Here is a 22,677-nt window from a genome sequence, read left to right as displayed (position 1 = left end):
GCGCGTTCAGGAAGAAGATCCGCGCCCATCACGATCAGCCATCGCGATGGGCGCCGTCTCCCTGCCGGCGTGCCCCGTTCTAGAACTCTTCCCAGCCACCGGCATTGGCCGCCAGTGTCGGCTCTATGCGCGGCGACAGTGCCGCCGGCCTGCGCACCGTGGTGACCGTCGCGGCCACCGCAGCCAGGGCCGGACGCACGGCTGCCACCGCCGTTGCCGCGCCGGTGCGGAACACCGACACCGCCTCGGCCAGCAGGGTGGCCTGCTCCTCCATGGAGCGCGCTGCGGCGCTGGCCTCTTCCACCAGCGCGGCATTCTGCTGGGTGGTCTCGTCCATCTGCACCACCGCCTGGTTCACCTGTTCGATGCCCGAGCTCTGCTCCTGCGATGCCGCGGAGATATCAGCCATGATGTCGGTCACGCGCTGCACCGACGCCACGATCTCGCCCATCGTGGTGCCTGCCTGGCGGACCAGCGCCGATCCATCGGCGACCTTGCCGACCGAATCCTCGATCAGGCCCTTGATCTCCTTGGCCGCACCGGCCGAGCGCTGTGCCAGCGTGCGCACCTCACTGGCCACCACCGCAAAGCCCCTGCCCTGCTCGCCGGCACGCGCAGCTTCCACCGCCGCGTTCAAGGCCAGGATGTTGGTCTGGAAGGCGATGCCGTCGATGACGCTGATGATCTCGGCAATCTTCTTCGACGAGGCTTCGATGGCCGACATCGTGGTGACCACCTGGCCGACCACCTCGCCGCCCTGCGAGGCGACACCGTGCGCGCCGATCGCGAGTTGGTTGGCCTGGCGTGCGTGCTCGGCGTTCTGCTTCACGGTGGAGGTCAGTTCTTCCATCGACGCCGCCGTCTCTTCCAGGTTCGCCGCCTGCTGCTCGGTGCGACGCGACAGATCGGTGTTGCCCGAGGCAATCTCGCCTGCTGCCAGGTTGATGCTGGACGCGCTGGACTGGATGCGGCCGACAATCTGCTTGAGCTGATCGACGGTGGCATTGCAGTCATCGCGCATGCGGGCGAACACGCCGTGGAAGTCACCCTGCATGCGTACGGTGAGGTCACCGCGCGAGATCGCCTGCAGCAGGGTCGATACCTGTACCAGATTCTCGTCCGTGGTCTGCATCAACCGGTTGAGCCCGGCCACCATGTCGCGGAAATCGTAGGCGAAGCGATCTTCGTCACCGCGCAGGCTGAAGTCGCCTGCCGCGGCCGCTGTCGCCAACCGGCGGATCTCGCTGTTGATCGCCGACAGGCTGGTCTTGGTTTCGTCCATGGCCTGGGTGATCGCAGCCTTCTCGCCCGGCAGCGGATCCATGTCCACCGACAGGTCGCCACGGGCGTAATGCTTCATCACTTCGATCAGCCGGTTCTGCACCTGCACGTGCGAGCCGACCAGCGCATTGGTCTCGTGCACCATGCGCCCGTAGTCGCCGGGGAAGGCACTCTCATCCATGCGATAGCTGAGGCTGCCCGCATCGTGCTGGCGGGCCAGCTCGCCCTGCGCCGCCATCACCGACTGCAACTGCGCCTGCATGCGCTGCATCGACCTGAGCAGCTGCGTCACCTCATCGTTGCCGGACGCGTCGATGCTGCTGTCCAGCCGCCCGTTGGCGATGCCGTCGGCCAGCTTCACCGCACCTTCCAGCGGGCGGGTCAGGCTGCGGGTGATGGCCCACGCCGCCAGTGAACCAAGTATCAGGCTCAGCACCCCGAACACGATCGACAACGTGCCGGTCCAGGATTCGGTTGAACGGTATTCCTCGCGGCTGCGCTCGGTCAGTGTCTCCTGATGCCGCAGCAGGGTCGAGATCGCCTCATTCCATGCGGTGGCCAAGCCGTGCTCGGCGAGCAACTCTTTGGCCGCGCCATCGAAGTCCCCGACCTTCATGCGCTCGTGCAGATGCTGGGTGGAGGCGTCGGTGGCCTTGCGTGCCGCGTCGATTTTCGCAACCAAGGTATCGCCGGTCGCGTCGCGCGGAATCTTGATGTACTTGGCCCAGATACCGTCGTAGGTCTGCGACAGCTCCTGCGCCTTCTGATAATCCTTGTCGAAATCCTCACCGCGCTTGATCACCATCAGCCGGCGGTGCATCAACACCGCGTTGTTGGTATCCAGCATGTCGTTCAACAGCCGCATCTTCACCATGTTGACGTCCACCACTTTCTCGAACTGGGCAGACTTCAGGTGATTTCCGTACAGCGCCAGGCCGACGATGGCCACGATGAACAGCAGCAGCAAACCGAACCCGGCACCCAGCCGGGATCCCACTCGGAGGTTGCGTAAGGCGAGCATCTCAATTCCCTTGATCATGGCCGTACGATCGATGGCGGCGCAGGCAGGGGAAACTTTATGGGTCGGTATTATTATATCGATCTAAAACTCTGGAACTGTGCAGACAGGTGTGAAGGACACATTCAATTGAGGTGGTTATTCCTGCTGGGCATATCAATGTACGAGCACATCAATCGCAATCATCACGCAGCGCTCGCGAGTCGTGACTGCAGAAGCCTTCACTTGATGTACGGAAGACGAGGATGAAGCCCATCGATCCCCCCGCTGTCCAGAGGAATAACGCGCGCCACTTCGCAACTACCATCAGGGCTGCAATCTGGCAGCTGCCATCGCAGGGCTACCCACGCTGCTGCAGCCGCACCCGAACGCCCCCCAATGCCGGGACAGCGCTGAAAAACTCCATGCCGATCTGCTGGAAGCCGTCCCTCCAGCAATAGAGCCTGCTGCCGTCAGCCAGGACAGATACAAGCCGCATCAACAGCCACTCGTCGGATTCATCACCACCATCGTCCAACTCGAAAACAAGCAGAATTTCCTGAGCGACATCTACAGCCGGGCGAAATTCTGTTTCCCCCAGGTAATCTACGAGTCCCCGGCCCTTGAGTATTTCAACCCTGATGAAGGGGTCCAGACCCCCTTGGGCTCCACTGCCACTGATCTCCCACTTGTTGACCTTCAAGTCAATAAAACTGCAGTCATTCAGATTTTCGTCGCTCTGGAAGTAGGAGACGGGAAGGTCACCCCATGCTGCACGGACCCACGCGCTGCGCTGAGGCAACACGATCAAGGAGTGCATGGAAATTGCGTACTTTCTACTCATGCCTGTCCACAGAAATTGACTCCCAGGACGGGGCGACGGAAATTTCCTCAAGATACCCCTCAAGGTCTCTGAACGGAGAGACCCCTACCGCAGCCAAGGAGAACCACACGGCATCACACTCGTCGCAGACAAATATCTGAACGCCGCGCTCCTTTACTTGAGCTTTCAACACCTCACCCTGCTCACAACGGGGACAGATCAAACAACCCCCATCGCACCGGAGACGCAGATGCAACGTTACTGACCATGCCAGAAACAATTTGCCAGACCTTTCTCGCCGATGATACAGGATGAGAAACTATTTCCATCACCCAGCCAATCATCACTGACAGTGGAAGTTGAGCGCGCCCGAGGGGGTCCTGCTGCCGATGGCACCAATCAATTAATAAGAAGAAGACTTCGGGCGATCTCTCTACCAGCTGCTGGCCCTGCTATTGGGGATGGGTCACATCGTTTTCTTCCCTGCAAACCGGCGCGCGCCGCGACGGGAGTGCCGAGCACCTTGACTCAGCGAAGAAGTATGCGAAACCCCAGCGTGGGTCCCAAAGCATCCGGCGCTCAGCCATGCCCAACGCACAGGAAACGACGCTACAGTCGACATATGACGCTTGTCCTGCAGATTGAAGGCTGTGCCATTCACGACATCCCTAGCCTGTACGCGGAGATCAACCGCGTGTTCATGGCCGACGAGGGCTGGCAGCTCGGGCCAAGCCTGGACGCGCTGGACGACCTGCTGCATGGCGGCTATGGCGCGCTGGCCGGCCACGACCGTGCCACGGTCATCTGGAGTGATATCGAGCACAGCCGCGCCGCACTGGGGCAAATTGCCACCTGCCAGTGGCTACAGTCCAAGCTTCAAGCCCCGGGCACCTTCAACACGCGGGCCATTGTGCTCCAGCTGGACGCCCTGCAGCAGGGCCAGGGCCAGACCTACTTCGAGATCGTGATGGAGATCTTCGCCAGCCACCGGCGGATCACCCTCATCCCGGCCTGACTGCGTGCCCCGCACGGGCAATGCCCGCCAACCGCAGCGGCGTCCACCGGCCCCAGCAGTTACCATGGACGGCCCTGTACCCGCTCCGCTGCCGCCGCCCTCTGGCGCGGCCGGACGCCCAGATCCACGAGTCCCATGTCCAAAGACAAGTCCGCTGAACACACCCCGCTGATGAAGCAGTTCTTCGCAGCCAAGTCCGACTATCCGGACCTGCTGCTGTTCTTCCGCATGGGCGACTTCTACGAGCTGTTCTACGACGACGCGCGCAAGGCCGCGCGCCTGCTCGACATCACCCTGACCCAGCGTGGCAGCTCCGGCGGCGCACCGATTCCGATGGCCGGCGTGCCGGTGCATGCCTACGAAGGCTACCTGGCACGGCTGGTGGCGCTGGGCGAGTCGGTGGCGATCTGCGAGCAGATCGGTGACCCGGCGCTGGCCAAGGGCCTGGTCGAACGCAAGGTGGTGCGCATCGTCACCCCCGGCACCGTCACCGACGAGGCGCTGCTGGACGAACGCCGCGACACCCTGCTGATGGCCCTGTCGCGCAGCAAGCAGGGCTACGGCCTGGCCTGGGCCGACCTGGCCGGTGGCCGCTTCCTGGTCAACGAGGTGGAGACCGACGACGCGCTGGAAGCCGAGCTGGCCCGCCTGGAGCCGGCCGAGCTGCTGGTGCCCGACGAGGAGAACTGGCCCGACTTCCTGCGCCAGCGCACCGGCGTGCGCCGCCGTGCGCCGTGGCTGTTCGACGCCGACAGCGGCCGCCGCCAGCTGCTGAACTTCTTCAAGCTGCACGATCTGAGCGGCTTCGGTATCGATGACAAGCCACGTGCCACCGCCGCCGCCGGTGCCCTGCTCGGCTATGTCGAGGAAACCCAGAAGCAGCGCCTGCCGCACCTGACCTCGATCGCGATGGAAACCGCCGGCGAGGCGATCGCGATGAATGCCGCCACCCGTCGCCACCTGGAACTGGATACGCGCGTCGACGGCGATACCCGCAATACCCTGCTGGGCGTGCTCGACAGCACGGTGACGCCGATGGGCGGCCGCCTGCTGCGGCGCTGGCTGCACCGCCCGCTGCGCCTGCGCGAGGTGCTGGTGCAGCGCCACCATGCGGTGGAAACCCTGATCGATCGCGGCAGCGACGCCGACATCCGCGAACAGTTCCGTCGCCTCGGCGACCTGGAACGCATCCTCACCCGCGTCGCACTGCGTTCGGCGCGCCCGCGCGATTTCTCCACCCTGCGCGATGGCCTGGGCCTGCTGCCGGCGGTGCGCGAGGTGCTGGCGCCGCTGGATTCGCCGCGCCTGCAGGCCCTGCATGCCGCGCTGGGCGAACACGATGAGTGCGCGCAGCTGCTGGCCAGCGCCATCGCCGAAATGCCGCCGCTGAAACTGAGCGATGGCGGTGTGCTGGCCGACGGCTTCGATGAAGAGCTGGATGAACTGCGCCGCCTGTCCACCCATGCCGACCAGTTCCTGGTCGACCTGGAACTGCGCGAGCGCGAGAGCAGCGGCATTCCCACCCTGAAGGTGGGCTACAACCGCGTGCACGGCTACTACATCGAAATCAGCAAGGGCCAGTCCGACCGCGCGCCGGTGCGCTACACCCGCCGCCAGACGCTGACCAATGCCGAGCGCTACATCACCGAAGAACTGAAGGCCTTCGAAGACAAGGTGCTGTCCGCGCGCGACCGTTCGCTGTCGCGCGAGAAGTATCTGTACGAGCAGCTGCTGGATACCCTGGGCGGGCAACTGGAGCCACTGAAGCAGTGCGCCGCTGCACTGAGCGAGCTGGACGTGCTGGCAGCCTTCGCCGAACGCGCGCAGGCGCTGGACTGGGCGCGCCCGGAGCTGCAGCCCGAGCCGTGCCTGAAGATCGAGCGTGGCCGCCATCCGGTGGTTGAGGCGGTGCGCGAGCAGCCGTTCGAACCCAATGATCTGGACCTGCATCCGGACCGTCGCATGCTGGTCATCACCGGCCCGAACATGGGCGGTAAATCGACCTACATGCGGCAGAACGCGCTGATCGTGCTGCTGGCCCACATCGGCAGCTTCGTGCCGGCCAGCCGTGCGCTGATCGGCCCGATCGACCGCATCCTCACCCGCATCGGCGCCGGCGACGACCTGGCCCGCGGGCAGTCGACCTTCATGGTCGAGATGGCCGAGACCAGCTACATCCTGCATCACGCCACCGCCCATTCGCTGGTGCTGATGGATGAGATCGGCCGCGGCACCTCCACCTACGATGGCTTGGCGCTGGCCGACGCGGTGGCCCGCCACCTGGCCTACCAGAACCGCTGCTACACGCTGTTCGCCACCCACTACTTCGAGCTGACCGCGCTGGCCGACGAGCAGCACGAGGGCGGCCGCAGCGGCATCGCCAACGTGCACCTGGATGCGGTCGAGCATGGCGAAGCGCTGGTGTTCATGCACGCGGTGAAGGACGGCCCGGCCAACCGCAGCTTCGGCCTGCAGGTAGCTGCGCTGGCCGGCCTGCCGCGGGCCACCGTAGCGCAGGCACGTCGTCGCCTGGCCGAGCTGGAACAGCGCGGCGGCGAGAGCCATGCCGCCGAGCTGGCGCCGCAGGCATTGGATGCGCCGCAACAGTTCGGCCTGTTCAGCGCACCGGCCAGCAAGGCGCAGGAAGCGCTGGCAGCGATCGACCCGGACGAACTGACGCCGAAGCAGGCGCTGGAAGCCCTGTACCGGTTGAAAGTGTTGCTGTAACCGCAGCACACGCCGATGGCCTCCCGCTACCGTGCGCGAGGCCGTCGAAAGATTACGCAAATCCGAATCTGCGTTTCAATTGACAGAATCTATCAACCTGAATGGATCATTCGATTATTCATTTCATCTGGCCCTAGCTACAGTCGAGTGAAGATGTTTCTCCCACGTCTTCACCGCCACCAGGAGCCAGCCGATGAGCCAGTCCGACAACAACAACGCCAAGTGCCCGTACCACAGCGCCCCGTCGCCCGAGGAAGGCGCCCAGCAGCAGCGTGAGCTGAGCACCACGCCCAAGCAGAAGCAGGGCGACGATCCGGTCACGCCGATGACCACGGCCTTCGGCGCTCCGGTGGTGGACAACCAGAACAGCAAGACCGCCGGCCCGCGCGGCCCGCTGCTGATGGAAGACGTGTGGCTGCTGGAAAAGCTGGCCAACCTCAACCGCGAGATCATTCCCGAGCGCCGCATGCACGCCAAGGGCTCGGGTGCGTTCGGCACCTTCACCGTCACCCACGACATCAGCAAGTACACCCGCGCCAAGCTGTTCGAGAAGGTCGGCAAGCAGACCGAGATGTTCGCCCGCTTCACCACGGTGGCTGGCGAGCGTGGCGCCGCCGACGCCGAGCGTGATATCCGCGGCTTCGCACTGAAGTTCTACACCGAGGAAGGCAACTGGGACCTGGTCGGCAACAACACGCCGGTGTTCTTCCTGCGCGACCCGCGCAAGTTCGCCGACCTCAACAAGGCGGTCAAGCGCGACCCGCACACCAACCTGCGCAGCGCACGCAACAACTGGGATTTCTGGACGCTGCTGCCCGAAGCCCTGCTGCAGGTGACCGTGGTGATGAGCGACCGCGGCATTCCGCGCAGCTTCCGCCACATGCACGGTTTCGGCTCGCACACCTACAGCTTCACCAACGCCGACAGCGAACGCTTCTGGGTGAAGTTCCACTTCGTAAGCCAGCAGGGCATCGAATCGCTGACCGACGCGCAGGCGCAGATCCTGGTCGGCCATGACCGCGAAAGCCACGGCCGCGACCTGTTCGCCGCGATCGAGAAGGGCGACTTCCCGAAGTGGAAGCTGTTCATCCAGGTCATGCCGGAGCTGGAGGCGGAAACCTATCGCGTGCATCCGTTCGACCTGACCAAGGTATGGCCGAAGAGCGACTACCCGCTGATCGAAGTGGGCCAGTTCGAACTGAACCGCAACCCGGTCAACTGGTACCAGGACGTTGAGCAGTCGGCATTCGCACCGAGCAACCTGGTGCCGGGCATCGGCCCCTCGCCGGACAAGATGCTGCAGGCGCGCCTGTTCGCCTACTCCGATGCGCAGCGCTACCGCCTGGGCGTGAACCACCACCAGATTCCGGTGAACGCCGCACGCTGCCCGGTGTACAGCAACCACCGCGACGGTGCGATGCGCGTGGACGGCAACTACGGTGGCCTGCCGCACTACGAGCCGAACAGCTACGGCCAGTGGCAGGAGCAGCCGGAGTACCGCGAGCCGCCGATGAAGATCCGCGGTGACGCCGACTTCTGGAACTTCCGCGAAGACGACGCCGACTACTTCAGCCAGCCCGGTGCGCTGTTCCGCAGCTACAACCAGGCGCAGAAGGACCGCTTGTTCGCCAACACCGCCCGTGCCCTGGGCGATGCGCCGGACTTCATCAAGCAGCGCCACATCGACAACTGCAGCAAGGCCGACCCGGCCTATGGCGCCGGCATTGCCGCGGCCCTGAAGGCGCTGGCCAGCCAGCCGTCGGATCCGTTCAAGCCGGCGCAGCCGGAAGCGGACTTCCCCACCGCGACCCCGGGCGCCGAAGACATCGAGCTCTGATCGCCCTGCCCCGTGTACGGCACGCCGCCTCCCCGTGAGGCGGCGTCGCCGTTTTAACGGTCCGCGTCGTACCTTCTGCACGCCCAACCCCAATCGAGGATTCCCCTGATGAGCCTGACCGATGAACTTCTTGCCAAACTGCAGGGCGCGCCGCTGCAGCAGGTCTCCCAGCAGCTCGGCATCAGCGATACCCAGGCTTCCGGCGCGATCAGCGCGGCACTGCCGGTACTGATGGGTGCACTGGGCAACAACGCCTCGCAGCCTCAGGGCGCACAGGCGCTGCTCGGCGCACTGCAGAACAACCACAGTGGGCTGGACCTGGGCAGCGTGCTCGGCTCGGTACTGGGTGGCGGTGGCGGTGGTGCCGCCAGCGACGGCGCCGGCATCCTCGGCCACATCTTCGGCGGCAGCCAGCAGAAGGTGGAAACCGGCCTGTCCCAGGCCACCCAGCTCGACAGCGGCCGCACCAGCCAGCTGCTGCAGATCCTTGCCCCGATCGTGATGGCCTTCCTTGCCCAGCGCCTCGGTGGCGGCCAGGCCGATGCCGGCTCACTCAGCCAGGCACTCGGCCAGGAAAAACAGCAGGTGCAGCAACAGGGCGGTCTTGCCGGTGGTCTGCTCGGCAGCCTGCTGGACCAGGACGGTGACGGCCAGCTCGGTGTGGGCGATCTGCTGAAGATCGGCGGCAGCCTGCTGGGCGGCAAGCGCTGAGGTCTGCGGGCGCCGGACCCGGTCCGGCGCCCTGTTGCTTACAACGCGTCGATATCGCCCAGCGCGCGGATCAACCGCCGCGCGCGCTTGTCCGGCTTGTGCTCCGGCGGTTGGAACCCATCGCGTGCGGCGATACGCAGCGCACGCTGTTCGGCACGGCGCGCCTTTGAGGCCTCGCTCTCGGCATACAGCTGCTGCGCCGCCGGTGCCGGCCCGCGCTGATCGCTCAGGCCCAGCACCTGGACCTCGAAATACTCCTCGCCACGGTCCACCTGCAGCTGCTCGCCCACGCGCACCGCGCGCGAGGATTTCGGACGCTGGCCGGCGACGCTGACCTTGCCGGTTTCGATGGCCTGCTTGGCCAGGCTGCGGGTCTTGAAGAAACGGGCCGCCCACAGCCAGATGTCCAGGCGGACACTGGGCGACAGCGGGGAAAGTTCATGCATCGATCTGGACTACTCCGGTGGCTTGTTCAGAGGGCGCGGATGGTCGGGGTCGGTCCGGCAGCCGGTGCCGCCGATCAGGGTCGGCACACCCGCGGACAGATCCTGGCGCTGGCTGCCGACCAGGCACTCGGGACGGTCGGTCGGCCGCACCTGGGTATCGCCCAGCCGGTCACCTGTCGAACATGCGGCCAGTGTGGCGCCGATCAAGGCCAGCGCCAGAGCCCGCGTCACCTGCAGTCGTTGATGCATTGCCACATCCCGCAAACCGGCTTGGTGCTAGTGTGCGCCTCCCGGGATTCGATCACCACTCCATGGCCAAAGCGCCGCTTGACCTGACCTCCGGCCCGATCGGCCGCAATCTCCTGTTGTTTTCGCTGCCGATCCTGGCGGGCAACATCGCGCAGTCGCTGAACGGCTCGGTGAATGCGGTGTGGGTGGGGCGCTTCCTCGGCGAAGCGGCACTGACCGCCACCGCGAACGCCAACAACATCATGTTCTTCCTGATCGGCTCGGTATTCGGCTTCGGCATGGCCTCGACCATCCTGATCGGCCAGGCGATCGGCGCGCGCGACATCGCCCAGGCGCGGCGCGTGGTCGGCACCAGTGCCACCTTCTTCATCGGCCTGTCGGTGATCATCGCCATCGCCGGCTGGTTCATGGCGCACCCGCTGCTGGCGGCGATGGGCACCCCGGCCGCCTCGCTGCCGCTGGCCGAGGCCTACCTGCGGATCATCTTCCTGGCGATGCCGACGCTGTATGCGTTCGCCTTCCTCACCGCCGCGCTGCGCGGTGCCGGCGATTCGCGCACGCCGTTCCGCTTCCTGATGGTCTCGGTGGCGCTGGACATCGTGCTGAACCCGGTGCTGATCTTCGGCATGGGGCCGTTCCCTGCGCTCGGCATTGCCGGCTCGGCCTGGGCCACGCTGGTCGCGCAGACGCTGTCGCTGGCAGGCCTGCTGCTGTACATGCGGCACAAGCGCCACACGCTGTGGCTGGGCAGTGCCGACATGCGCCTGTTCAAGCTCGACCTGACCATCCTCAAGGCGCTGGTGGTCAAGGGCGTGCCGATGGGCCTGCAGATGGTGCTGATCTCGCTGTCGGTGATCCTGCTGATGACCATGGTCAACCAGTACGGCACCGACACCGGCGCGGGTTACGGCGCCGCGCTGCAGCTGTGGAACTACCTGCAGATGCCGGCGATGGCGATCGGTGCAGCGTGCTCGTCGATGGCCGCACAGAACGTCGGTGCGCAGCGCTGGGATCGCGTGCGCGGCACCGCGCGCCAGGGCGTGCTGTTCAACTTCCTGCTGACCGGCGCGCTGATCCTGCCGCTGGTGGTGTTCGATCGCCAGCTGCTGGCGCTGTTCCTGCCTCCGGCCAGCCAGGCGCTGGACATCGCCCGCCACCTCAATCACGTGGTGATCGGCTCGTTCCTGTTCTTCGGTGTCAGCTTCGTCATCTCCGGCGTGGTGCGCTCCACCGGCGCGGTGATTCCGCCGCTGCTGATCCTGGCCGGCTCGCTGTGGGGCGTGCGCGTGCCGTTCGCCGAACTGCTGCAGCCGTACTGGGGCGCCGATGCGATCTGGTGGAGTTTCCCGGTCAGCTCGCTGGTGTCGATGCTGCTGTCGCTGGCGTATTACCGCTGGGGTGGCTGGCGCAAGGCGAAGATGATGGGCAAGCCCTCGCATGCCGAAGAACTGGCCACGCCCTCGGAAATTCCCGCCTGCCCACCGTCGCCGGTGGCTGACCCGGATGCAGCGCCGCTGCGGTAGTGCCGGCCGCTGGCCGGCACCTTCAGACCTCTCCGGAAGCATCGTGCAACAGCCGGCCAGCGGCCGGCTCTACCGCTTCTTCTTTTTCGCCGCGTTGAACGTGGCCGCCGCGCGCAGCAGCGCCTTCAACGCCGCGGAATCGGGCATCGCGCCCTCATGGATGTCGATCGCGCGCCGCGTATTGCCGTCCAGGCTGGCGTTGAACAGGCCTTTCGGATCGGGCAGCGCCGCCCCGTTGGCGAAGGTCAGTTTCACCGCCTGCTTGTAGGTTTCGCCGGTGCACAGGATGCCGTTGTGCTCCCACACCGGCGTACCGCGCCACTTCCAGGTTTCCTGCACATCCGGCAGCGCTTCATGGATCAACGCACGCACGCGTGCCAGCGCTTCGCCACGCCAGTCTCCCAGCTCGGCGATGCGTGCATCGATCAACTCGGTGGCCGGTGTTCCGGCATCGGCCGGGTTGGGGGCATGCGTGGCCATCAGCGGTTCTCGTCGGGAAAGGAATCAGAATGTCGGGGCTACATGCGCTCGCCGGGCAACGCGGCGGCCTGGCGCACCCAGTCGAGGAACTGTGCTTCATCCAGTACGCCATCCTGTGCAATGTGCAGGTAGCGCGTATCGGCACTTTTGGACGGCTCCGGCGGCACCGGTTTCAGCGCAGCGCCGCGGAAGAACGCGACCTTGATGTAGCGGGTGAAGCAATGGAAGCTGAGAAACCACCCTTCGCCCGGCGCAACCGCATACATCGGCGAGTTCCACTTCACCGCCTTGTGCACGCCAGGTACGGCCTGCTCGATCAATGCATCCAGTCGCGCGCCGATCGGACGTTTCCAGTCCGGCATGGCGGCAATGTAGGCCTGCACCGGGGCATCGCCCTCACCCTTGGCGATCTGCGGGTTGCCACCGGACAGCAGCGTGGGCGCAGTGGAAGGTGCGGTTCGCTTGGCAGGCATCGCACGATACGTCCATCGGGATGAAGCTGCAGCCTAGCGCGGACCCGCCGAGTGGTCACGGCGCACTGCGCCATCGGCTCAGTCCGCCTGCCCCGCGCGGAACTGCCGCCAGTCCGGCAGCTTGCGGTGGCGGCGCAGCGCGCGCATCAGGGCCGCCATCACCACGCCGAACAGCGCGCCGGCCAACAGGCCAGCCACCAGCAGCAGCGCCAGCGGGCGCTCGCTGCCCTGCCACAGCATCAGCCACATCAGCGCGGTCCAGAACAACCCGAACAGCAGGCCCTGCATCAGCGCATTGATGCCGAAGCCGGCCAGGATCGGTGGCGGCAGGGCAATGCCCAGGCGCCACAGCAGGCGGTGCAGCAGCGGCGCCGACTGCACGCGCGCCAGCCCCTTGCCGTCGAGGAAGCGCAATGCCGCCTGGATCACAGCGGGATAGTGCGGGTTGATGTCGTTCATCACCTGATCGTGGCCGATGCGATGCCGGAAACGCAAACGGCCACCCGAAGGTGGCCGTCGCGGCAACAACCGAAGTTGTTTATCAGGCCTTTTCGGCCAGACGGGCAGCCTTGGCGGCAGCAGCGGCAGCCAGGTCTTCCTTGATGCGGGCAGCCTTGCCTTCCAGGCCACGCAGGTAGTACAGCTTGCCGGCGCGGACCTTACCACGACGCTTCACTTCGACCGAGTCGATGATGGCGCTGTGGGTCTGGAAAACGCGCTCGACGCCGTAGCCGTGCGAGATCTTGCGGACGGTGAACGAGGAGTTCAGGCCGGCGTTCTTGGTGGCGATGACGACGCCTTCGTAGGCCTGCACGCGCTCGCGGCTGCCTTCCTTCACCTTCACGTTGACGACAACGGTGTCGCCCTGGCTGAACTTCGGCAGTTCACGGGTGATCTGGGCGGATTCGAATTCCGCGACGATGGACTTGTTCAGCTTGCTCATGGGTTACACCGATTCTTGTTCGGGTGGGCGTGTCGTGTCGACAACGTAGGCTCATGCAGTCACCGGACTGTGCTGCACGTTTGTTGTGGGTACTGCGCGCGCCGGCCGGGGCTGGCGGTAATTGGCCATGATAGCCGATAAAGCCAGCCCTGCGCTAGGGGTTGGCCTTCTGTTTCCGGGTCTGGCGGCCCTGTTCCAGCAGCTTGCGGTCGGCCTTGCCCAGCGCCTGTTCATCCAGCAGGTCCGGGCGTCTCTCGGCAGTACGGACCAGCGACTGCTGGCGGCGCCAGGCCGCGATGGCCGCATGGTTGCCCGAGCGCAGCACATCCGGCACGTCACCCAGCGGGTGCTGGGCCGGCTGGCTGTAGTGCGGGCAGTCGAGCAGGCCCAGGTCACCTTCGAAGCTGTCCTGGGCCGCCGATTCGGCGTCATTTAGGGCCCCGTCCTGCAGGCGGGCCACGGCGTCGATGATCACCGCCGCACCCAGTTCGCCGCCGGACAGCACGTAGTCGCCGAGGGAAATCTCCTCGTCGACATTGGCCTCCAGGAAACGCTCGTCGATGCCTTCATAACGGCCGCAGAGCAGGACCATGCGCGGCAGTGCCGCCAGTTCCCGCACCTTGGCCTGGGTCAACGGCGCACCCTGCGGGCTGAGGTAGATCACCCGCGCCGGGGTCGGATCAGCATCGCGGATCGCCTGCAGGCAGGCCTGCAGCGGCTCGATCAGCATCACCATGCCCGGGCCACCGCCGAACGGACGGTCGTCCACCCGGCGGTAGTTGCCTTCGGCGTAATCACGGGGATTCCAGCCGTGCAGGCTGAACAACCCCTTCTCCTGCGCGCGCCCGACCACGCCCAGTCCGGCGGACTGGGCGAGGAACTCGGGGAACAGGGTGATGACGTCGAAACGCATGCTCACACTCAGAACTCGGGATCCCAGTCGACCACGACCAGGTTGGCCTCGAAATCGACCGATTTGACGAAGTCCGGCTGCACGAACGGAATCATCCGCTCGCGGTCGCCACGGACCACCACCACGTCATTGGCGCCGGTGCTGAACAGGTGCGAGACCTGGCCCAGGGCAACGCCCTCGGTGGTCTTCACATCCAGGCCTTCCAGGTCCACCCAGTAATACTCATCGGGCTTCGGCGGCGGCAAGGCACTGCGGGCCACGTAGATCTCGGTGCCGTGCATCGCTTCGACGGTATCGCGGTCCTCGACGCCGGGGAAACGGGCGACCAGGTGCTTGCCGCTGTCGCGGCCACGCACACCTTCAATCGTGGTTTCCACGCCGGACGGGCTGCGCACGATCCACGGCTGGTAACGGAAAATGGCGGAACGTGGCTCGGTCCAGGACTCGAGCTTGATCTCGCCGCGCACACCAAAAGCGCCGACAACCCTGCCCAGCAGGATGCGGCGCTCGATATCTTTCATCTGCTTCAACCAAGAGGGCCACGCCGAAGCGTGGCCCGTCAGGATCAGGCCGCAGCGGCCTGGGACTTGGTCGCTTCCTTGATCAGGTTGCGGACCTTGTCGGTCGGCTGGGCGCCGTTCTTGACCCAGTGGTCAACGCGGGCCAGGTCGAGCTCGATGCGCTTCTCGCCGCCCTGGGCGACCGGGTTGTAGAAACCAACGCGCTCGATGTTGCGGCCGTCGCGCGCGCTGCGCACGTCGGTGACGATGATGTGGTAGAACGGACGCTTCTTGGCGCCGCCGCGGGTCAGTCGAATCTTGACCATGGTGTTTTTCCTATTGCCCAGTCGCCAGGATGGCGAGGTAAGCGGGCGATTATAGCGGCAGAGCCCGGCCGAGCCAACCCCGGGGGTTCGCTTGGGGTCAGATCGCTTTTGCGCCGCAAAAGGGATCTGGCCCCAATCTGTCCCAAGGCACCGCCGCCAGCACCGCCCTGCCCCGTTCAGCCAAGGCCTGCGAGCCAGAAAACACGTGCCCGTCGATGGCCTCCAGCGCCCACAGGCCGCTGGCGTTGCAGGCAAAAGCGGCCTTCACACAGCCCAGTTCAGCCAGCGCCAACGGCCGCGTCAACTGCGCATCGGGCCAATGCCGCTTCAGCAGCGCTTCGGCCGTACCGCGCAGGGCCGGCGCCTGCGGCCAGAGCAGCCGTTCACCATCGTGCACGGCCAGGTTCCAGGTGCTGCCTTCACTCACGTCGCCATCAGCGGTCACGAACAGCACATCGTCGAATCCTTCGGCCATCGCCGCGCGGCGCTCGGCGAACAGGCCAAACGTGCCCACGTGCTTGATCTGCGCCATTTCGCGCTGCCAGACCACGCTGCGCACGCGCTTGGGCGCGACCAGGGCCACCGGCGCTGATACTGCCACCAGCACGTCCACCGGCACCGCCGCCAGCGGGTTGCGGAAATCGAACCGGCGCGAGTACACCGTCACCCGCAGCGAGGCATCGGCCAGGCCGGCCTGTTGCAGGGCCTGTGCCATCCAGGTCTGTACCTGCACCGTATCCAGCTCGCTGCCGAACAGTTCACGCGTCGCCTGCGACAGCCGCGCCAGATGCAGGTCCAGTCCCTGCGCGGCGTGGTCGCGCACCTGCAGCGAAGTGAAGTGGCCGTAGTTGACCAGCGCCGGCAGCAGATCCTCCACCTGTGCCGGCAGGCCGTTGCAGGTCAGCGTCATCGCAGCAGTGCCTGCGCCTGTTCCCACATGCCGCGCAGCACGTCGGCGGCCGGCTGTGCCGGCGCCATCCACGCCGACTGCCCGGCCCAGGCCTGCATCGCCGCCAGGCGGTTTTCCTGCGCGGCCTGCCTGCGCATCGGCGCGGTCAGCCCGCGCTGGACCGGATACGGACGCGGCGCCGGGGCGCCTTCCGCAGCGGCGGCGCGTACATAGGGTGTCGCCAGGCCGCGGCCCAGGCGCCCGCTGAAGGCGCGGGTCGGCCAGGTGTCTTCCGGTTCGCTGGCGGCCAAGCCGTCTGCCCACGCAGAGGCGATCGCCGCTTCGGGCGTGCGCAGGAAGGCGGTGCCGATCTGCACGGCGCTGGCCCCCAGGGTGAGTGCGGCCGCGATGCCACGGCCATCGGCGATACCACCGGCGGCGATCACCGGAATCTGCAGGTGATCGGCCAGGCGCGGCAACAGCGCAAACAGGCCCACCAGCTGGCGCTCGGCCATCGCCGGATCGAATGAACCACGATGCCCACCCGCTTCCACTCCCTGCGCCACCACGGCATCCGCACCCGCGTCCTGGGCAGCGCGTGCTTCGGACAACGTGGTCGCGCAAGCGATCCAGGCAATGCCGGCATCCTTCAGCTGTTGCACGTGGCGCGGCAGCAGCACGCCCATGATGGTCGAGGCCACCGCCGGACGTGCCGCAAGCAACGCAGCAAACTGTTCCTCGAAATCGGCGGGCGTGGCGTCGGCAGCGCTGGCTGGCACCTCCGGGCCCCACTGCGCGAGGAAGGCGCGGCTGGCAGCTTCGGCGGCCACATCACGGGCCGGTACCGGATCCGGCACCCACAGGTTCACCTGCGCCGGACCGCTGGAGGCCGCGCGGAAGTCGTCCATCCAGCGACCGATATCGGCCGATGACGACAGCACCGCGCCCATCGCGCCCATGCTGCCGGCGTTGGCCAGCGCCGCCGACAACGGCACCGGGCAGGCACCGGCCATCGGGGCCAGCAGGATTGGAACGGAAACGCCAAAGCGCCGGCAGAACGCCTCGACGCGGGAAGATACGGCGGAACTCTGCATGACGGCCCATCGTTTCGGACAGGCCCCCATGGTGCGCGCAGGATGGGGGCAGAGTCGAGCTTGCGCGGCGGCGTGTTGCGACGCCTGCGCGACGCCGCCCGAGCACAGGCTCGGGCGCTACATCAGGGTGCGGACGGATCCGTCATCAACGGAACGGCATACCACGGCCGCCCATGGCCCCCATCATGCCCTTCATGCTGCGCAGCATGCCCTTCATGCCACCGCCGGCCATCTTGCTCATCATCTTTTCCATCTGCATGTACTGCTTCATCAGCTTGTTGACGTCAGCCGGAGTCACGCCCGAGCCCTTGGCAATGCGCGCGCGGCGCGAGCCGTTGAGCAGGTTCGGATTACGCCGTTCCTTCTTGGTCATCGAGCTGATGATGGCGATCATGCGCGGCACTTCCTTGCCCTGGCTGACCTGCTGCTTCAGATGGTCGGGGATGTTGCCCAGGCCCGGCAGCTTGTCCATCAGGCCGCCGATGCCGCCCATGTTCTGCATCTGCTCCAGCTGGTCACGCATGTCGTTCAGGTCGAACTTCTTGCCCTTGGCGACCTTCTCGGCCAGCTTGGCGGCCTTGTCCTTGTCGACCTGCTGCTCGACCTGCTCGACCAGCGACAGCACGTCGCCCATGTCCAGGATGCGGCTGGCGATACGGTCCGGGTGGAACACGTCCAGGCCTTCCGGCTTTTCACTGACACCGACGAACTTGATCGGCTTGCCGGTGATGTAGCGCACGCTCAGCGCGGCACCGCCGCGGGCGTCACCGTCGGTCTTGGTCAGCACCACGCCGGTCAGCGGCAGGGCGTCGCCGAAGGCCTTGGCGGTGTTGGCCGCGTCCTGGCCGGTCATGGCGTCGACCACGAACAGGGTTTCGGCCGGGTTCACGGCAGCGTGCAGGGCCTTGATCTCGGCCATCATCGCTTCGTCGATGGCCAGGCGGCCGGCGGTATCGACCAGCAGCACGTCGACGAACGACTTGCGTGCATCGTCGATGGCGGCGCGCACGATGGCTTCCGGCTTCTGGTCGGCGCTGGACGGGAAGAACAGCACGCCGACCTGCTCGGCCAGCGTCTTCAGCTGCTCGATCGCGGCCGGACGATAGACGTCGGCCGAGACCACCATCACCTTCTTCTTGCGCTTTTCCTTCAGGTGCTTGGCCAGCTTGCCCACGGTGGTGGTCTTGCCGGCGCCCTGCAGGCCTGCCATCAGGATGATGGCCGGCGCGGGCACGTTGAGGTTCAGGTCGCTGGCTTCGGCGCCCATCACCGCGGTCAGCTCGTCGCGCACGACCTTGATCAGCGCCTGGCCCGGGGTGAGCGACTTCAGCACTTCCTGGCCGACCGCGCGCACCTTGATGCGCTCGATCAGGGCCTGCACCACCGGCAGCGCAACGTCGGCTTCGAGCAGCGCGATGCGCACTTCGCGGGTCGCCTCGCGGATGTTCTCCTCGGTCAGGCGGCCACGGCCACGCAGGCGCTCGATGGTGCCGGAAAGGCGCTGGGTCAGGGACTCGAACATGCGGCGCAACCTGTCTGAAAGCGGGGGACAATAAGGCAGACAGTATAACGGGTCCGGCTGCCTCCCCGGACTGCGACCACGGGGCCGTCGCCACCACCGCAGGGGTGTGCGAAACTGCAACGATGTTAATCGTTCTCATCGCCGCCCTGCTCTACCTGGCCGCCAGCGCCCTGCTGGTGCGTGCGCTTGGCCGCGATGAAAGCACCGGCTCCCCCGCCTGGCTGTGGCCCGCCCTGCCGGCGATGCTGCTGCACGGCGGCTACCACGTGATGGTGGCGATGCGCACCAACGGCGGGCCGGACATGCACTTCTTCGCCGCGCTGTCGCTGGTCGGCCTGGGCATGGCCTGGCTGACCTCGCTGGTCGGCGCGCGCGGACGCATGTCGGCACTGGGCGTGGTGGTGTTCCCGCTGGCCGCCGTGTTGCTGCTGGCCTACCACGGCTACGGCCACGAACCGAGCAAGGTGCTCGGCTGGCGCCTGGCCAGCCACGCCTGGCTGGCGCTGCTGGCCTACGCGACGCTGAGCATCGCCGCGCTGCTGGCGATCATGCTGTGGCTGCAGGAACGCGCGCTGCGCCGCCGCGAGTTCCGCCCGTGGCTGCGGGCGCTGCCGCCGCTGGCCGACCTGGAATCACTGCTGTTCCGGGTGATCACCGTCGGCTTCGCGCTGCTGACCCTCACCCTGGTCACCGGGGTGCTGTTCGTCGACGACCTGCTGGCGCAGAAGCTGGTGCACAAGACCGTGCTGAGCGTGCTGTCGTGGATCGTGTTCGGCGTGCTGCTGATCGGCCGCCGGCGCTACGGCTGGCGCGGCATGAAGGCGGTGCACTGGACGCTGGCAGCGATGCTGTTGCTGCTGCTGGCCTTCTTCGGCAGCCAGTTCGTGATCGAGCTGGTGTTCGGGCATACGCGGTAGAGGCGTGCCGACCAACGGTCGGCACCCACCCAACATCACCGGGTAGTGCCGGCCGCTGGCCGGCAACTGGACCGCATCATGCGTGGAGGCCGTACGCGATCAAGTCAGCGGCTGGGCCAGGATCTTCCGCACCGAACGGCCACTGTTGGTGAGGATGTCATCGACCTGCCAGCAGCCCTGCGCCTGGCGCACCATGGGCAGGCGGGTCACGTAGGCCTTCTTCCATACCGAATAGCGCATCTCGACCTGGCCGGCGGAGGCCGAAGCCTCCTTCCAGCTGTAGCGCACCGGGGTTTCGATGTCACCGTCCTGCGCATCCAGCCACGGATCGGAATCGATCGTGCAGATGCCCTGTTCGCGCTGCTGGCAGGCTCGCTCGCCGCGCAGCGCCTTGCCGAAGGCAGGGCTGACCAGCGCCGGGGGTGGCTCCAGCAGATCACCGTTGCCCGTCGTTGCCTCGTAGAAGGCGCGGGCCACCGCCTCTGGTTCCTGGCAGGCAGGTGCAGCCTGCACGGTGGGGGCCAGCAGCAGCCCGGCGATCATCAACATCCCTGTCTTTCGCATGTATTTTTCCTTGAGGTAGTGCCGGCCGCTGGCCGGCAATACAGGATATCCCGGCGCTGCCGGCCAGCGGCCGGCACTACCCGATACCCGGTTTACAACCCGTAACGCTCGATCACGTCCAGGTGCGGCTGGCGATCCTGGTCACAGGCTTCCGCCAGGCGCAGCCAGCAATGCGGATGCGGCCACGTCGCGGTGTGCTGCTGCAGGAAGCGGTGCAGTGCCAGCGGTGCATGGTCCTGCGGCTGGGCCACGGTGAACAGCAGGCCGGGCAGCGTACCCTCTTCCACATCGGGGTCGGTGACGGTGTAGTCCGGCCGGCTGTGTGACCACACCTTCCAACCCTGTGCTTCGGCCGCCTCGACGAAGACGTTCCAGGCCTCTTCGCCCGGGTGCGCGCCATCGATCATCCAGCTGCGGGCGAAGCCGCCGCGTTCCAGCACATGCACCTGCGCATAGGTCGGGATGAAATGCTCGCGCGCTTCCTCCTCCTCGGGTGCCGGATGCACCAGCGCGGCATCGAACACTACCCAGTCGCCCACCTGCTGGGCGCGGTTGGACGGCGCGTTCTCGACGATGCGCGCGGTCACCGGTCCGCTGCGACGGGCGTAGTACTCCATCGGCTCACCGTTCTCTTCGCTGCGGATGATCACCCAGCCCCACGGCTCTTCGACCACGCCATCCTGGCTGGACAGCTCCATGCCGATCGCCGTCGCCGAGCGACGCACGGCGCCCCAATCCCGCGCCGCGCTGGCGGCACTCATGTGGTCCCAATGCGCGGCATTCGGCTCTTCCAACAATTCAACCAGCTGCGCATAGCAGGCCTGTGCTTCGCTGAAGCGTCCGGTTTCCATGTACATGCGCGCCAGCGTGCCACGCGCACCGTGCGAACCCGGAGACAGCTCCAGAAGGGATCGAGCCGCCTGCTCCAGCGCCGGCCAGTCGGACACGCGACGGGCACGCTGCACCTCGCACCAGTGTGCGAACACCGGCACGCTGCCACGGTAGAGATCGGCCAGCTGGCGCAGGCCATCGTCGTCGCCCTGCTCGGCCAGCCAGCGCATCAGTGTGTAGGCCGCGGGGCCATCGTGTTGCGCATGGCCGCGTACGAACCGCCACAGCAGCGCGCGCGCTTCGGGCTGCGCGCCGCAGGCATTGAGTGCCGAAGCCGCCATCTCGGCCAGCGCCTCGTCATCGGGCAACTCGGCATGCGCCTGCAGCAACCACTGCGCTTCGCGCTCGGGATCGCGCGACTGGTTCTGTTCGCCCTGCGCGTCCAGCCATGCCAGCAGCTGGCCCGCCGGCACCGGCAGCGGTGCGACATCCGGCAACGCGTCGATGCGCGCGGCCAGGCCGGCCACCAGCGCCGCAGCACCCCGATCCTGGCGCAGCTGCGCCAGATGGGTGCGGGCCAGTTCCAGCTGCCGCAGTGCGACCCAGCGAGCGCCACGCTGCAGCGCCAGCTCCAGGCTCAGCGCTGCCACTTCGATCAGGAGGCGATGCGATCCGACCCGGGCAAAGTGCTCGATGATCGTGTTGAAGCGCGTGCCCAGATCCCAGGTATTGCGCGCAGGATCCCGCTGACAGAGCGCGGCGGCGGTGTTGGCCCACAGGCGCCAGTAGTTCGGAGTCAGCTCGCTCCACGGCACCAGCTGCTGCAGCGCCTCTTCGTCGCGGCCCAGCTGGGCCAGCGCCCAGGCCTTGGACAGGCGGCGCGGCACCGTGCAGTTGGCCGGCTCGTATTCTCCGGACGCAGCAACTTCGGCCTCCCGCTTTTCGATCAGCGCCAGTGCCTCATCGGCACGGCCCATTCCCAGCAGGATCTTGATCTGCATCTCCGGGAAGCTGTCGAACACTTCCTTGCCACAGGCCTCCACGGCATCGGCCTGCGCCTGCAGGTAATCCAGCGCCGCCTGGCCACGACCATCATCGAGCAGCGCATCGGCCTTCTCGCAGCTCAGGCACTGGAAACAGGCCCAGCTCGGGTCGATGCGACCCAGTGTTTCATCGCAGACCTCGATGCGCTCGGGCACCCAGCCCGGGCCATCGATGTTGCCGTAGCAGGCCGCCAGATCCTGGGTCACGCAGATCGACTGCGGGCACTCCAGCGTGTCCTCACGATGCGCGCGTTCGAACAGCGCCACGGCTTCGCCCAGCGCGCTCTCGCCTTCGACGCGGTTGCCGACGCGGTTGCGCAGCGCCCAGTGGCCGACGTAGACGTCGACCCACGGGTTGTCCAGCGCCTTGCCCAGCGCACGCGCTTCGGGCAGCAACGCATCGACGCGGTCGATCTGCAGTTCACTCACCTCGTCGGCGAGACGGTTCAGCAGGTGCGCGCTCTGCGCCTGGCCTGCCTGGCGCAGGTCACCCTGCAGTTTTTCGACCCAGTTCCAGATGTCCATGGGGTAAGTGCTCCTGTCTAGCGAAGGCTGGATGAGAGGGGGCGGTGC

Annotated in this window: 22 protein-coding genes; 6 read left to right on the top strand and 16 right to left on the bottom strand. The window is 66.5% G+C overall.

Annotated elements, in window-relative coordinates:
- Window positions 1-79: 79 nt before the first annotated feature.
- Both ACZK29_RS06280 and ACZK29_RS06275 read right to left on the bottom strand, forming a co-directional pair.
- Window positions 80-2,302 (bottom strand): methyl-accepting chemotaxis protein, encoded by a 2,223-nt coding sequence (locus ACZK29_RS06280; protein ID WP_478447072.1) that lies wholly within the window; start codon window positions 2,300-2,302, stop codon window positions 80-82.
- Window positions 2,303-2,639: 337 nt separating this feature from the next.
- Window positions 2,640-3,098, bottom strand: a complete 459-nt coding sequence (locus ACZK29_RS06275; RefSeq protein WP_111203355.1) for a hypothetical protein — start codon at window positions 3,096-3,098, stop codon at window positions 2,640-2,642.
- A 625-nt stretch (window positions 3,099-3,723) separates the two neighbouring features.
- Here ACZK29_RS06275 and ACZK29_RS06270 point away from each other — a divergent pair.
- From ACZK29_RS06270 to ACZK29_RS06255, 4 genes are all read left to right on the top strand, one after another.
- Window positions 3,724-4,116, top strand: coding sequence for a barstar family protein (locus ACZK29_RS06270; protein WP_111203356.1), 393 nt, complete (start codon window positions 3,724-3,726; stop codon window positions 4,114-4,116).
- Window positions 4,117-4,251: 135 nt separating this feature from the next.
- Complete coding sequence (gene mutS, locus ACZK29_RS06265) at window positions 4,252-6,843, top strand: DNA mismatch repair protein MutS (RefSeq protein WP_478446806.1); 2,592 nt, start codon at window positions 4,252-4,254, stop codon at window positions 6,841-6,843.
- Between the two features lie 193 nt (window positions 6,844-7,036).
- Window positions 7,037-8,680 carry a catalase gene (locus ACZK29_RS06260; protein ID WP_111203358.1) on the top strand — a complete coding sequence of 548 codons (1,644 nt, stop codon included), beginning with the start codon at window positions 7,037-7,039 and terminating at the stop codon, window positions 8,678-8,680.
- 108 nt (window positions 8,681-8,788) lie between these two features.
- On the top strand, window positions 8,789-9,391 hold the full coding sequence (locus ACZK29_RS06255; protein WP_111203359.1) for a DUF937 domain-containing protein: 603 nt from the start codon (window positions 8,789-8,791) through the stop codon (window positions 9,389-9,391).
- A 38-nt stretch (window positions 9,392-9,429) separates the two neighbouring features.
- Here ACZK29_RS06255 and ACZK29_RS06250 read toward each other — a convergent pair whose 3' ends face one another.
- Both ACZK29_RS06250 and ACZK29_RS06245 read right to left on the bottom strand, forming a co-directional pair.
- Window positions 9,430-9,837, bottom strand: a complete 408-nt coding sequence (locus tag ACZK29_RS06250) for an RNA-binding S4 domain-containing protein (protein ID WP_111203360.1) — start codon at window positions 9,835-9,837, stop codon at window positions 9,430-9,432.
- Window positions 9,838-9,846: 9 nt separating this feature from the next.
- Window positions 9,847-10,086 (bottom strand): hypothetical protein, encoded by a 240-nt coding sequence (locus tag ACZK29_RS06245; RefSeq protein WP_111203361.1) that lies wholly within the window; start codon window positions 10,084-10,086, stop codon window positions 9,847-9,849.
- 62 nt (window positions 10,087-10,148) lie between these two features.
- On the opposite strand from ACZK29_RS06245, the gene ACZK29_RS06240 reads away from it, so the two are divergent.
- Window positions 10,149-11,609: an MATE family efflux transporter gene (locus ACZK29_RS06240; protein WP_478446805.1), complete on the top strand. Its 1,461-nt coding sequence runs from the start codon at window positions 10,149-10,151 to the stop codon at window positions 11,607-11,609.
- 69 nt (window positions 11,610-11,678) lie between these two features.
- Here ACZK29_RS06240 and ACZK29_RS06235 read toward each other — a convergent pair whose 3' ends face one another.
- The 10 genes from ACZK29_RS06235 to ffh all read right to left on the bottom strand — a co-directional run bounded on the left by ACZK29_RS06235 (window position 11,679) and on the right by ffh (window position 18,749).
- Window positions 11,679-12,089, bottom strand: coding sequence for a DUF1801 domain-containing protein (locus tag ACZK29_RS06235; protein ID WP_111203363.1), 411 nt, complete (start codon window positions 12,087-12,089; stop codon window positions 11,679-11,681).
- 38 nt (window positions 12,090-12,127) lie between these two features.
- Window positions 12,128-12,562: a DUF1801 domain-containing protein gene (locus tag ACZK29_RS06230; RefSeq protein WP_111203364.1), complete on the bottom strand. Its 435-nt coding sequence runs from the start codon at window positions 12,560-12,562 to the stop codon at window positions 12,128-12,130.
- Between the two features lie 78 nt (window positions 12,563-12,640).
- Window positions 12,641-13,021, bottom strand: coding sequence for a DUF6404 family protein (locus ACZK29_RS06225; RefSeq protein ID WP_111203365.1), 381 nt, complete (start codon window positions 13,019-13,021; stop codon window positions 12,641-12,643).
- A gap of 82 nt (window positions 13,022-13,103) precedes the next feature.
- Window positions 13,104-13,505: a 50S ribosomal protein L19 gene (rplS, locus tag ACZK29_RS06220; RefSeq protein ID WP_005408597.1), complete on the bottom strand. Its 402-nt coding sequence runs from the start codon at window positions 13,503-13,505 to the stop codon at window positions 13,104-13,106.
- Between the two features lie 154 nt (window positions 13,506-13,659).
- Window positions 13,660-14,418 (bottom strand): tRNA (guanosine(37)-N1)-methyltransferase TrmD, encoded by a 759-nt coding sequence (trmD, locus tag ACZK29_RS06215; RefSeq protein WP_111203366.1) that lies wholly within the window; start codon window positions 14,416-14,418, stop codon window positions 13,660-13,662.
- An 8-nt stretch (window positions 14,419-14,426) separates the two neighbouring features.
- A complete protein-coding gene (gene rimM, locus ACZK29_RS06210; protein ID WP_010483256.1) occupies window positions 14,427-14,939 on the bottom strand; it encodes a ribosome maturation factor RimM in 513 nt (170 codons plus the stop codon).
- A 44-nt stretch (window positions 14,940-14,983) separates the two neighbouring features.
- The gene (gene rpsP / locus ACZK29_RS06205; RefSeq protein WP_005408594.1) at window positions 14,984-15,244 is read right to left on the bottom strand and encodes a 30S ribosomal protein S16; all 261 of its coding nucleotides are present in this window, start codon (window positions 15,242-15,244) and stop codon (window positions 14,984-14,986) included.
- A 97-nt stretch (window positions 15,245-15,341) separates the two neighbouring features.
- Window positions 15,342-16,154: an aminotransferase class IV family protein gene (locus tag ACZK29_RS06200; RefSeq protein WP_111203367.1), complete on the bottom strand. Its 813-nt coding sequence runs from the start codon at window positions 16,152-16,154 to the stop codon at window positions 15,342-15,344.
- On the bottom strand, window positions 16,151-17,227 hold the full coding sequence (locus ACZK29_RS06195) for an NAD(P)H-dependent flavin oxidoreductase (RefSeq protein ID WP_111203368.1): 1,077 nt from the start codon (window positions 17,225-17,227) through the stop codon (window positions 16,151-16,153). The genes ACZK29_RS06200 and ACZK29_RS06195 overlap by 4 nt, the downstream gene beginning before the upstream one ends.
- 145 nt (window positions 17,228-17,372) lie before the next feature.
- Window positions 17,373-18,749, bottom strand: coding sequence for a signal recognition particle protein (gene ffh, locus ACZK29_RS06190; RefSeq protein WP_005408591.1), 1,377 nt, complete (start codon window positions 18,747-18,749; stop codon window positions 17,373-17,375).
- A 122-nt stretch (window positions 18,750-18,871) separates the two neighbouring features.
- Here ffh and ACZK29_RS06185 point away from each other — a divergent pair, with 122 nt between their 5' ends.
- Complete coding sequence (locus tag ACZK29_RS06185) at window positions 18,872-19,666, top strand: cytochrome C assembly family protein (protein WP_099552435.1); 795 nt, start codon at window positions 18,872-18,874, stop codon at window positions 19,664-19,666.
- 99 nt (window positions 19,667-19,765) lie between these two features.
- Here ACZK29_RS06185 and ACZK29_RS06180 read toward each other — a convergent pair whose 3' ends face one another.
- Together ACZK29_RS06180 and ACZK29_RS06175 are read right to left on the bottom strand one after the other, a co-directional pair.
- On the bottom strand, window positions 19,766-20,230 hold the full coding sequence (locus tag ACZK29_RS06180) for a YqhG/Tai3 family protein (RefSeq protein WP_111203369.1): 465 nt from the start codon (window positions 20,228-20,230) through the stop codon (window positions 19,766-19,768).
- Window positions 20,231-20,322: 92 nt separating this feature from the next.
- Complete coding sequence (locus ACZK29_RS06175; protein ID WP_111203370.1) at window positions 20,323-22,629, bottom strand: tetratricopeptide repeat protein; 2,307 nt, start codon at window positions 22,627-22,629, stop codon at window positions 20,323-20,325.
- Window positions 22,630-22,677 lie beyond the last annotated feature (48 nt).

Source organism: Stenotrophomonas sp. 89682_Sma (genome assembly GCF_056481405.1).
Note: the sequence above shows the minus strand (reverse complement) of the source record. Positions and strands in the feature narration are given on the sequence as shown.

Excerpts from the sequence above, each read along its gene's own strand:
- ACZK29_RS06280 (WP_478447072.1), bottom strand. The coding sequence starts at position 2,302 with ATGCTCGCCTTACGCAACCTCCGAGTGGGATCCCGGCTGGGTGCCGGG.
- ACZK29_RS06275 (WP_111203355.1), bottom strand. The coding sequence starts at position 3,098 with ATGCACTCCTTGATCGTGTTGCCTCAGCGCAGCGCGTGGGTCCGTGCA.
- ACZK29_RS06245 (WP_111203361.1), bottom strand. The coding sequence starts at position 10,086 with ATGCATCAACGACTGCAGGTGACGCGGGCTCTGGCGCTGGCCTTGATC.
- ACZK29_RS06270 (WP_111203356.1), top strand. The coding sequence starts at position 3,724 with ATGACGCTTGTCCTGCAGATTGAAGGCTGTGCCATTCACGACATCCCT.
- ACZK29_RS06230 (WP_111203364.1), bottom strand. The coding sequence starts at position 12,562 with ATGCCTGCCAAGCGAACCGCACCTTCCACTGCGCCCACGCTGCTGTCC.
- ACZK29_RS06175 (WP_111203370.1), bottom strand. The coding sequence starts at position 22,629 with ATGGACATCTGGAACTGGGTCGAAAAACTGCAGGGTGACCTGCGCCAG.
- ACZK29_RS06250 (WP_111203360.1), bottom strand. The coding sequence starts at position 9,837 with ATGCATGAACTTTCCCCGCTGTCGCCCAGTGTCCGCCTGGACATCTGG.
- rpsP (WP_005408594.1), bottom strand. The coding sequence starts at position 15,244 with ATGGTCAAGATTCGACTGACCCGCGGCGGCGCCAAGAAGCGTCCGTTC.
- ACZK29_RS06225 (WP_111203365.1), bottom strand. The coding sequence starts at position 13,021 with ATGAACGACATCAACCCGCACTATCCCGCTGTGATCCAGGCGGCATTG.
- ACZK29_RS06185 (WP_099552435.1), top strand. The coding sequence starts at position 18,872 with ATGTTAATCGTTCTCATCGCCGCCCTGCTCTACCTGGCCGCCAGCGCC.
- ACZK29_RS06260 (WP_111203358.1), top strand. The coding sequence starts at position 7,037 with ATGAGCCAGTCCGACAACAACAACGCCAAGTGCCCGTACCACAGCGCC.
- ACZK29_RS06180 (WP_111203369.1), bottom strand. The coding sequence starts at position 20,230 with ATGCGAAAGACAGGGATGTTGATGATCGCCGGGCTGCTGCTGGCCCCC.
- ACZK29_RS06200 (WP_111203367.1), bottom strand. The coding sequence starts at position 16,154 with ATGACGCTGACCTGCAACGGCCTGCCGGCACAGGTGGAGGATCTGCTG.
- mutS (WP_478446806.1), top strand. The coding sequence starts at position 4,252 with ATGTCCAAAGACAAGTCCGCTGAACACACCCCGCTGATGAAGCAGTTC.
- rimM (WP_010483256.1), bottom strand. The coding sequence starts at position 14,939 with ATGAAAGATATCGAGCGCCGCATCCTGCTGGGCAGGGTTGTCGGCGCT.
- trmD (WP_111203366.1), bottom strand. The coding sequence starts at position 14,418 with ATGCGTTTCGACGTCATCACCCTGTTCCCCGAGTTCCTCGCCCAGTCC.
- ACZK29_RS06235 (WP_111203363.1), bottom strand. The coding sequence starts at position 12,089 with ATGGCCACGCATGCCCCCAACCCGGCCGATGCCGGAACACCGGCCACC.
- ACZK29_RS06240 (WP_478446805.1), top strand. The coding sequence starts at position 10,149 with ATGGCCAAAGCGCCGCTTGACCTGACCTCCGGCCCGATCGGCCGCAAT.
- ACZK29_RS06195 (WP_111203368.1), bottom strand. The coding sequence starts at position 17,227 with ATGCAGAGTTCCGCCGTATCTTCCCGCGTCGAGGCGTTCTGCCGGCGC.
- ACZK29_RS06255 (WP_111203359.1), top strand. The coding sequence starts at position 8,789 with ATGAGCCTGACCGATGAACTTCTTGCCAAACTGCAGGGCGCGCCGCTG.
- ffh (WP_005408591.1), bottom strand. The coding sequence starts at position 18,749 with ATGTTCGAGTCCCTGACCCAGCGCCTTTCCGGCACCATCGAGCGCCTG.
- rplS (WP_005408597.1), bottom strand. The coding sequence starts at position 13,505 with ATGAGCAAGCTGAACAAGTCCATCGTCGCGGAATTCGAATCCGCCCAG.